Here is an 8567-nt window from a genome sequence, read left to right as displayed (position 1 = left end):
CGCCGGGCGGCCCCCCCCCGCCCCCCCCCGCGGCGGGGCGGCGAGGCGGAGAGGCGGTATGGGTGGGGCGGAGGTCGCGCCCCGCGGTGGCGTGGCGGCGCGGATCAGGTGTCGGCGCCGCGGAAATCCTCTGGGGAGACGGAGTCGAGGAACTCGCGGAACTTCTCGACCTCGTCCTCCTGTTCGTCCGGGATGATCAGGCCGGCTTCCTCGAGGACGGCGTCGACGGCGTGGATGGGGACACCGATCCGCAGTGCGAGCGCGACGGAGTCGCTCGGGCGGGCGGAGACCCTGATGTCGCCGTCGAAGACGAGCTCGGCGAAGAACGTCCCTTCCTTGAGGTCGGTGATGACGACCTGTTCGAGTTCCCGGCCGAGCGCTCCGATGACCTCTTTGAGCAGGTCGTGGGTGAGCGGGCGGGCGGGGCGGACTCCTTGTTGCTCCAAGGCGATGGCGGTTGCCTCGACCGAGCCGATCCAGATCGGCAGGTACCGTTCGCCTTCGGTCTCCCGCAGCAACAAGATCGGCTGATTCGCGGGTAGCTCCACCCGCACGCCGACGACGCGCATCTCGCTCATCGGGCTTCGCCTCCTCTCGTGCGCACGGGCCGCAACGCTGTCCCGGCGTCGGCGCCGACATCCTCGACGCTACCCGTGATCCGAGCGCTGTGCTCGCTAGTGGCGGACTTTCTCGGTTCGCGCGCGGCAAACCCTGCTCTCACGGTACGGCATAGGGTGGCCAACATTCAGTCATTGACATCCGGCGTCGCAAGGGTTCTCAGTGCGCGGGCGCGGCCCATCCGGCTTCAACCACCCGTGACGCCGCGGATTCCCGCTTTCACGAGCAGCGTGTGCAGGGTCACCGAGAGTGCCGCGAGCTCGCGGACCACCTCGTCGGCCCTGGCTTTCGCGTCGGCGTCACGGTGGCGATACACCGGGGTCACGATCTGTTCCAACAGGCCGACCTCGCGGTCGGCCGCGGCGCGGAAGGCACGCAGATGTCTCGGCTCGATACCGAATTCGGTCATCGCCCGGACCGTGCGCGCGATCTGGACCGCGTCGGGGTCGTAGAAACCCGCGGGGCCGGGCCGCACGAGACCGTATTGCCGCAGTTCGGCGAGGGTGGCCTCGTCGATGGCGGCCTGCGCCAGCAACTCTTCCTGAGTCAGCCGGACGTCCCTGCCGGACAGGAAGTCGTCCGGCGCGGGCAGCCCGCCGGGATCGGCGGGATCGTCGAGCGGAACCAGCTTGCGCGGCAACCGGGGCGTGCCCGGTGCGGGCTCGGCGCCCCGGTCGGCCGCGTCCAGCTGTTCCTTGATGACCTTCAACGGGAGGTAGTGATCCCGCTGGGCGGACAGCACGAACTTCAGGCGCTCCACGTCCGCCGCGGCGAACTGCCGGTACCCCGAGGGCGTCCGGCCCGGCTGGACCAGGCCTTCCGCCTCGAGGAACCGGATCTTGGAGATGGTGACGTCGGGGAAGTCATCGCGCAGCTGCGCCAGGACCGCCCCGATGCTCAACCCGTCGCGCTGTGCCGAAGAACGTTCGGGCCGCCCGGCCGCCGTCACTATGCCCCCTGGCCACCGTGCCCCGGTCCGGTCAGGAAGACCAGGCGGAACTTCCCGATCTGCACCTCGTCGCCCCCGGCCAGCACCGCCTGGTCGACCGGTTCGCGGTTGACGTAGGTGCCGTTGAGGCTGCCCACGTCGATGACGACGAACTCGCCGCCCTCACGCCGGAACTCGGCGTGCCGGCGGGAGACGGTGACGTCGTCCAGGAAGATGTCGCTGTCCGGATGCCGTCCGGCGCTGGTGGTGTCCCGGTCGAGCAGGAAGCGGGAACCCGCGTTGGGGCCCCGCTTCACGACCAGCAGGGCCGAACCCGCCGGCAGGGCGTCGACGCCCTGCACCGGCGCCTCGGCGGCCGGCGCGGACTCTTGGCCTTCCACGTCGGCCAGGAAGTCGGCCCGGAAGACAGAGGTCCGCTCCGGAGACTGCTCCGGGGGAACGCCGGGCCCGTCGTTCGTGCTCACCTGAGCTCTCTCCTCACGCATGATGTTGCCAGTACTCAAGAACGTGTAGCGCTCAACGTACCGTGTCTGATCGATTCTCCGGCCCCGGGCTCCCCTCTATCGGCGGTGGAGCGCCGCGGCCTGCGCGAACCCTTCGCGGGGAAGGGGTTTCAGCCCTGGATCAGCGCCTGGTACGCCTCGGCCTCGAGCAGTGCTTCCAGCCCGGCCGGGTCGTCCAGCCGGATCTCGATCAGCCAGCCCTCGCCGTAGGGGTCGCTGTTGATCAGCTCGGGCGACTGCGACACGGCCTCGTTGACCGCGACGACCTCGCCGTCGACCGGCGCGAACAGTTCCGAAACGCTCTTGGTGGACTCCACCTCGCCGAAGGCGTCCCCGGCGCCGAGCTGCTTGCCCACCTCGGGCAGGTCGACGAACACGACGTCACCCAGCTGCTCCTGCGCGTACTCGGTGATGCCCACCCGCACCAGCGTGCCCTCGCGCGTGGCGACCCACTCGTGTTCCTCGGTGTAGCGCAGCTCTTCCGGAGTGGACAACGCCGCTCCCCTTTCTGGTCCAGCACGGGCGATCTCGTCGCGCACAAGTGTTCCACCAGCCCCGCGGCGGCGCCCGCCACTCCCCCCGAACGGCCTCCCCCTCAGCCGGCCGGGGCGCCGCGCAGGGCGCGCGCGGCCTGGATGACGTACAGCACGCCGGACCAGACATAGAGGACGCCACCCCAGACGGTGAAGGCGTACCCGATCGGCCGAGCGATCGCGGCGATGTCCGAACCGCCCTGGGTGAGCAGCAGGAACGGGAAGGCGTACATCAGCACGAACGTCGCGCCCTTGCCGATGTAGGTGACCTCCGGCGGCGCGAACCCGCGACGGCGCAGCAGCAGCACGCAGACGCCGAGGACGGCCTCGCGCAGCACGAGCGGCACGACCACCCACCACGGGATGATCTCGCGCAGCAGGAACGCGACGAGCGTCGCCAGGATGTAGAGCCGGTCGGCCGCCGGGTCGAGCAGCTGACCCAGCCGGGACATCTGGTTGAGCCAGCGGGCCAGCTTGCCGTCGAGCCAGTCGGTGAGCGCGCTGAACACGAGCACCGCGAGCGCCCAGCCGTCCTCCTTCGGACCCAGCAGCAGCCACAGGAAGACGGGGACACCGGCCAGCCGCAGCAGCGACAGCAGGTTCGGGACGTTCAGCGCCTGTCGCAGCAGCGACGGCTCCGCGCTCTGATCCGGGGCGGTACTCACGCAGTGAATCTAATCAGCGAGGCGAAGCCCCGCCGTCGAGGGTGGTGGCGAGCGGTGAATCGAGTCAGCACGCGCGGCGCGGGCTCCAGCCCCGCCGCTCGAGTTCGGCGCTGCTGAGCGCCTCCGGCCTGCCGCGTTCGTCGGTACCCATCCAGCGGGCCCTGCCGGGCCGGATCTCGAGGACGTAGGGGCGTCCGCCGCACCACACGACGCTCGAGGGAATGGTCGGCAGGGGGTCGCCGGAAGGGCTTTCTGATGCACCGGCCGGGCCGGATGCTGCTTCGCTGGTCATCGGTCTCACGATTCGGGGACGGGAGTGCACGGGGACGGGAAAGCGCCGGAACGCTCTGGTAGATCTTCGGCAGCGAAGCGGCGGATGTTAACCGTCGCACCGGGAATTCCACCGATCGATGCGCGATGACAGTCCCTTGTGTCGCTGCGTGAACGGGATGTTAATTGTCCATAATGGACAGTCGAAAGGCGGGGCCGGTGAACCCGCGCGGACGTGCGCCGCTAACCTCCGGCGAACTTGCCGGAGCGTCAATCCCGGCCCGGCGCCCTTCGGTGGTCCAGAATGAGCCCGACCGCCGGACGAAAGGAGCGCGGTGCCTCATCCGACCTCCCCGCGAGCGTGGCGGACGCTGCTGGCGGCCTGCCTGGCCGTTCCCGCGCTCGCCGCCTGCTCGGGCGATCCGGCGCCGCCACCCGCTCCGTCCGCGCCCAGCGCTCCGCCGAGCGCGCCGACGTCAGCCTCCACCCACGCGCCACCGCCGCTGCCGGACACCGGCACGACCGCGCCACCGCCGCCCCCCGCGGCGAAACCGGGCACGGCGACCCCGGCCGCGGCGCCCGCGGCGGGCTCCTGCGGCACCGTCACGGCGGCCAGCGGGCTGACCCTCGACGTCGTCGACAGCACAGGGACGTCAGGGATCCCCTGCGCCGAGGCGACGAAGCTGGTCACCGAGTTCCACCGGAAGATCGTCGGCCGCCAGGGTTCCGGCTCCAACGACGCGGTGAACGACACCGTCGACGGCTGGCTGTGCGTGTCCGGCGCGCCCGCCGCGCAGGGTGGCACCACCTGCAGCAAGGGCGAGCAGACCGTGTTCGCCTCCGTCGTCCCGTCCGAATAACCGAAGAACGCACGAGAAGGGCCCATGCGCGCACTTCCCCCCACGCTGTTCCTGGCCACTCTGCCCCTGGCCGCCGTGCTCACCGGATGCGGTTCGGCGGCACCTCCTGCGGCTCCCTCACCCGCCCCGGCCCGGCAGGCCGCCGCGGCGGAGCCGACGCCCGCCGGGGCCGCCTGCGGCGATGTCCGGGGGCCCGGCGGAAAGACGGCGAAAGTGGTCGCGCACGGGAAGGTCGACTGCGCACAGGCCGTCAAGCTGTTCGCCGGCTACTTCGCCAAGCTGCCGCCGGAAGCGGCGCGGTCCGCGACCGGCGCGGGCCCGCTCGCGCTCGGCGAGTGGACCTGCGGCAGCGGGCCCGGCGATCCGGTCACGACCTGCTCGACCGAGGACGACCGCCAGGTCAGCGCCACCACGGCGGGCTGACCTGGCCGTCCACTGTGGACTCCGGCTATTCGCCGGTGAACTCCGGCGGCCGGCGGGCGAGGAAGGCCTGCACGGCCTCGGCGAGGTCCTTGCTGGGCAGGAACGCCGCGTTCCACGCCGAGACGTACCGCAGCCCGTCGGCCACCTGACGTTCGGTGTTGGCGCTGAGCACGTCCTTGACGCCCTGGACGACCAGCGGCGGGTTCACGGCGATCTCACCGGCGAGCTTGCGTGCCTCGGCGAGCACGGTGTCCTGGTCGGGATGGACGTCGTTGACGAGGCCGATCTTCTCCGCGCGCGCCGCGTCGATGTCCTTGCCGGTCAGCGCCAGCTCCCGCAGGTGCCCCTCGCCGATGATCGAGGCCAGCCGCTGGAGGCTGCCGAGGTCGGCGACGATCGCGACCTTGACCTCGCGGACGCTGAACTTCGCGTCGGCACTGGCCAGCCGGACGTCGGCGGCGGCGATGACGTCGACCCCGCCACCGATGCACCAGCCCGACACGGCGGCGACGACCGGTTTGCGGCATTCGGCGACCGAGCTCACCGCGCCCTGCAGCTGCCGGACCTCGTCGAGGAAGGCGGTGCGCGGCCCGGCGAGCGCGTCGCCCTGCAGCATCGGGGCCCAGCCGGGCATCATCGCGGGCAGGTCGAGGCCGTAGGAGAAGTGCGACCCGCTCCCGGTGAGCACGATCGCCCTGACCCGGGGGTCGGCGTCGAGCGCGCGGAAGACCAGGGGCAGCTCGCGCCAGAAGTCGGGGCCCATCGCGTTGCCCTTGGACGGGCCGAGCAGGGTCACCTCTGCGACGTGGCCGTCGATCTCGACCTTCAGCGCGACGAGGTCGGGCAGGCTGTCAGCGGTAGCGGTCATGGGGTCATCTTCGCTCATGCCCTCCGGACCCCGCCAACCCGGATTGACAGAGTGCCAATTCGCGCCCGGGATGCTTTCCTGGGTAGACGTATCTCCCTACGAGCGGAAGGACGGTGGCCATGAGCGCTGCTTGCGAGCGAATCATGGACATCATGCGCCAAGAGGGATTCAACACTGTCTCGCGAAGCGAGGCGATCGCATGAGCGCAACCGCGATCGACGACCTCGCGTCCCCGCCGGAGGCCGCCCCCGCGCGGCGCTCGTCGCGGCCGATCGAGCTGTCCGGGTCGTTCCAGCACGACGGCCACCGGCTCTGGTACACCGAGTTCGGCGCCGGCGACCGCGTCGTGGTGCTCACCCACGGCATCATGCTGACGCGCCGCATGCACGCCCCGCTGGCCCGGCGGCTGGCCCGCGACGGCTTCCGGGTGGTCACCCTCGACCTGCTGGGCCACGGCGATTCCGACCGGCCGACCGAGTCGTGGCGGTACTCGATGACGGCCTTCGCCGAGCAGACCGTCGCGCTGCTGGACCATCTCGACGTGGAGCGGGCGGTGATCGGCGGGACGTCCCTCGGCGCGAACGTGGCGCTCGAGGTGGCCGTCGCCGCGCCCGAGCGGGTCCGCGGCCTGATCGTCGAAATGCCCGTGCTGGACAACGCGATCGTGGCCGGGCTGGTCACGTTCGCCCCGCTCCTGCTGGCCGCGCGGTTCCTGCCGGTGACCGTGCGCGGGGTGGCGCTCGCGGCCGGGCTGGTGCCGCACGGCAACCAGTGGGTCGACGTCGTCACCGACACGTTGTCGCAGCGGCCGGGACCGATGGCCGCGCTGCTGCACGGCGTGCTGTTCGGGCGCATCGCGCCGCCGAAGTCGGTGCGGCGGCGGATCACCGCCACCGCGCTGGTGATCGGGCACGAACGCGACCCGATTCACCCGTTCGGCGACGCCGACACGCTCGCGGCGGACATGCCCGAAGCCGAGTTCGTGCAGGCGCGCAGTCCCGTCGAACTGCGCTTCGACCCGACCCGGCTGACCACGGCGATCCGCGAGTTCGCCGCGCGCTGCTACGAGGACTGACCCGGCTGGGGCAGTCCGGCGACCGGCCCGATCACGATCACCGCGGGCGGCCGGACGCCCGCCGCCGCGGCGTCCGCCACCACTGTGTCCAAAGTGGACCGCAGGACCCGCTGGGTGCGCATGGTGCCGTCCTCGACGATCGCGACCGGCGTCTCGGCGGGACGGCCGCCTTCGAGCAAAGCCTTGGCGAACAAGGGAAGCCGCTCCACACCCATCATGAGCACGATCGTGCCGCGCATCCGCGCCAGCAGCGACCAGTCGACCAGCGACGTGTCGTGCCCGGGGGCGACGTGCCCCGACACCACCACGACCTCGTGTGCCACACCACGGTGCGTCACCGGCACATCGGCCACCGCGGGCACCGCGAACGCGCTGGTGATCCCGGGGACCATCGTCACCGGCACCCCGGCCTCCGCGCAGGCGAGCACCTCCTCGAAGCCGCGGCCGAAGACGTACGGGTCGCCGCCCTTGAGCCGCACGACGAACTTGCCCGCCTTGGCCCGGTCGATCAGCGTGCTGTTGATCACGTCCTGGCTCGCGGCGCGGCCGTACGGGATCTTCGCGGCGTCGACGATCTCCACCTCGGGGGCGAGTTCGTCGAGCAGTTCCCGGGGGCCGAGCCGGTCGACGACCACGACGTCCGCGCGGGACAGCAGCCGCCGCCCGCGCACGGTGATGAGGTCCGGATCGCCGGGCCCGCCGCCGACGAGCGCGACGCCGGGCAGCGTGTCGTCCGGCTGGGGGCCGCGGCCGTCCTCGACCGTGCCCGCGTGCAGCGCGTCGAGGATGCTGTCGCGCACCGCCGCCGAGCGCAGGGGCTCACCACCGGACAGCACGCCGACCAGCAGCCCACCGTGCCGCCCGGAAGCCGGGGTGACGGCGCTGCCGAGGTCGCCGTCGTCGGCGCGGACGCAGAATACTCGCGCACGCTCGGCTTCCGCGCACACCGCGGCGTTGGTTTCGGGGTCGTTGGTGCACGCCAGCGCGTACCAGGCGCCGGCGAGGTCGCCCTCGGTGTAGCGCCGCTCGTGCCACACGATCTCGCCGGCGTCGGCCATCGCGCTCACCGAAGGGGTGGTGTGCGGGGAAATCAGCTCGACGCGGGCCCCGGCGCGGATCAGCCGGGGCAGCCGGCGCTGCGCGACCGTGCCGCCGCCGATGACCACGACGCGGCGGCCGGTGAGCTGGAGGCCGGAGAGATAGTGCGGGTCGTCCATGCGCGGAGAGTCTATTGACCTGCCCCGTTCGCGCTAGCCGAGCGTGCTTTCCCTCACTCTCCGGCTTCGAGCAGGCCCTCGTTCCCGAACATCCGGGCCGCGTCGATCGCCGACGGCTGCCCCGCCGCCGGATCCGCGCCGCCCTTGAGCAGCGCGCGCACCACGTCGGGCTCGTTCTTGAACACGGCTCCGGCGAGCGGGCTCTGGCCACGATCGTTGACCCGGTTGGGATCCGCGCCGCGTTCGAGCAGCACCGTGACGGTCTCGGCGTGGCCGTGGTAGGCGGCGAGCATCACGAGCGTGTCGCCGCGGTCGTTGGTGAGATTCGCGGAGATCCCCGCGTCCACATAGGCCGCCAGCTCGGCCGTCCGCCCGGCGCGGGCGAAGCCGAACACCTTGGCCCACAGCTGGAGCAGCTCGGGGTCGATTTCCTCCGGATCCTCGCTCATGCCGTGAGTTTCCCACAGGTTCGCGCACGGCTCATGCGCCCCAATGTGGTTTTCTCGCTCAGGGTTCTGGGGCCGTGTGTGTTGCCGGAGGTGTTGTAGGACGCCTGGGGTGCGCTGGTCTGGGGTGTGACAAGGGC

General features: G+C 71.6%; 12 protein-coding genes. 3 read left to right on the top strand and 9 right to left on the bottom strand.

The window, feature by feature from the left end; genetic code table 11:
- Positions 1 to 104: 104 nt before the first annotated feature.
- The 6 genes from ACFWY9_RS28505 to ACFWY9_RS28480 all read right to left on the bottom strand — a co-directional run bounded on the left by ACFWY9_RS28505 (position 105) and on the right by ACFWY9_RS28480 (position 3560).
- A complete protein-coding gene (locus tag ACFWY9_RS28505; RefSeq protein ID WP_009078856.1) occupies positions 105 to 578 on the bottom strand; it encodes a bifunctional nuclease family protein in 474 nt (157 codons plus the stop codon).
- A gap of 227 nt (positions 579 to 805) precedes the next feature.
- On the bottom strand, positions 806 to 1567 hold the full coding sequence (locus ACFWY9_RS28500; protein ID WP_378322686.1) for a MerR family transcriptional regulator: 762 nt from the start codon (positions 1565 to 1567) through the stop codon (positions 806 to 808).
- A complete protein-coding gene (gene garA / locus ACFWY9_RS28495) occupies positions 1567 to 2031 on the bottom strand; it encodes a glycogen accumulation regulator GarA (RefSeq protein WP_378322685.1) in 465 nt (154 codons plus the stop codon). The genes ACFWY9_RS28500 and garA overlap by 1 nt, the downstream gene beginning before the upstream one ends.
- A gap of 149 nt (positions 2032 to 2180) precedes the next feature.
- The gene (gene gcvH, locus ACFWY9_RS28490) at positions 2181 to 2564 is read right to left on the bottom strand and encodes a glycine cleavage system protein GcvH (RefSeq protein ID WP_378322684.1); all 384 of its coding nucleotides are present in this window, start codon (positions 2562 to 2564) and stop codon (positions 2181 to 2183) included.
- Positions 2565 to 2665: 101 nt separating this feature from the next.
- A complete protein-coding gene (locus ACFWY9_RS28485; RefSeq protein WP_378322683.1) occupies positions 2666 to 3268 on the bottom strand; it encodes a CDP-alcohol phosphatidyltransferase family protein in 603 nt (200 codons plus the stop codon).
- A gap of 64 nt (positions 3269 to 3332) precedes the next feature.
- Positions 3333 to 3560: a hypothetical protein gene (locus tag ACFWY9_RS28480; protein WP_378322682.1), complete on the bottom strand. Its 228-nt coding sequence runs from the start codon at positions 3558 to 3560 to the stop codon at positions 3333 to 3335.
- A 313-nt stretch (positions 3561 to 3873) separates the two neighbouring features.
- Here ACFWY9_RS28480 and ACFWY9_RS28475 point away from each other — a divergent pair, with 313 nt between their 5' ends.
- On the top strand, positions 3874 to 4398 hold the full coding sequence (locus ACFWY9_RS28475) for a hypothetical protein (RefSeq protein WP_378340329.1): 525 nt from the start codon (positions 3874 to 3876) through the stop codon (positions 4396 to 4398).
- 24 nt (positions 4399 to 4422) lie between these two features.
- Positions 4423 to 4821 (top strand): hypothetical protein, encoded by a 399-nt coding sequence (locus ACFWY9_RS28470; RefSeq protein ID WP_378340328.1) that lies wholly within the window; start codon positions 4423 to 4425, stop codon positions 4819 to 4821.
- Positions 4822 to 4846: 25 nt separating this feature from the next.
- On the opposite strand, the gene ACFWY9_RS28465 is transcribed toward ACFWY9_RS28470, so the two are convergent.
- Entirely contained in the window at positions 4847 to 5689 is an 843-nt protein-coding gene (locus ACFWY9_RS28465; RefSeq protein ID WP_378340327.1) for a crotonase/enoyl-CoA hydratase family protein, read from the bottom strand.
- A 199-nt stretch (positions 5690 to 5888) separates the two neighbouring features.
- On the opposite strand from ACFWY9_RS28465, the gene ACFWY9_RS28460 reads away from it, so the two are divergent.
- Positions 5889 to 6764 carry an alpha/beta fold hydrolase gene (locus ACFWY9_RS28460; protein ID WP_378340326.1) on the top strand — a complete coding sequence of 292 codons (876 nt, stop codon included), beginning with the start codon at positions 5889 to 5891 and terminating at the stop codon, positions 6762 to 6764.
- Here the strand turns inward: ACFWY9_RS28460 and cobA are convergent.
- Positions 6752 to 7981 carry a uroporphyrinogen-III C-methyltransferase gene (gene cobA / locus ACFWY9_RS28455; RefSeq protein WP_378322677.1) on the bottom strand — a complete coding sequence of 410 codons (1230 nt, stop codon included), beginning with the start codon at positions 7979 to 7981 and terminating at the stop codon, positions 6752 to 6754. The genes ACFWY9_RS28460 and cobA overlap by 13 nt on opposite strands.
- A gap of 53 nt (positions 7982 to 8034) precedes the next feature.
- The gene (locus ACFWY9_RS28450) at positions 8035 to 8430 is read right to left on the bottom strand and encodes an ankyrin repeat domain-containing protein (protein ID WP_378322676.1); all 396 of its coding nucleotides are present in this window, start codon (positions 8428 to 8430) and stop codon (positions 8035 to 8037) included.
- Positions 8431 to 8567 lie beyond the last annotated feature (137 nt).

The sequence above is a fragment of the Amycolatopsis sp. NPDC059027 genome (assembly GCF_042739735.1).
Taxonomy (GTDB): Bacteria; Actinomycetota; Actinomycetes; order Mycobacteriales; family Pseudonocardiaceae; genus Amycolatopsis.
This window is presented reverse-complemented; position numbering and strand designations above follow the sequence as displayed.

Excerpts from the sequence above, each read along its gene's own strand:
- ACFWY9_RS28505 (WP_009078856.1), bottom strand. The coding sequence starts at position 578 with ATGAGCGAGATGCGCGTCGTCGGCGTGCGGGTGGAGCTACCCGCGAAT.
- ACFWY9_RS28480 (WP_378322682.1), bottom strand. The coding sequence starts at position 3,560 with ATGACCAGCGAAGCAGCATCCGGCCCGGCCGGTGCATCAGAAAGCCCT.
- ACFWY9_RS28470 (WP_378340328.1), top strand. The coding sequence starts at position 4,423 with ATGCGCGCACTTCCCCCCACGCTGTTCCTGGCCACTCTGCCCCTGGCC.
- ACFWY9_RS28465 (WP_378340327.1), bottom strand. The coding sequence starts at position 5,689 with ATGACCGCTACCGCTGACAGCCTGCCCGACCTCGTCGCGCTGAAGGTC.
- ACFWY9_RS28460 (WP_378340326.1), top strand. The coding sequence starts at position 5,889 with ATGAGCGCAACCGCGATCGACGACCTCGCGTCCCCGCCGGAGGCCGCC.
- cobA (WP_378322677.1), bottom strand. The coding sequence starts at position 7,981 with ATGGACGACCCGCACTATCTCTCCGGCCTCCAGCTCACCGGCCGCCGC.
- ACFWY9_RS28450 (WP_378322676.1), bottom strand. The coding sequence starts at position 8,430 with ATGAGCGAGGATCCGGAGGAAATCGACCCCGAGCTGCTCCAGCTGTGG.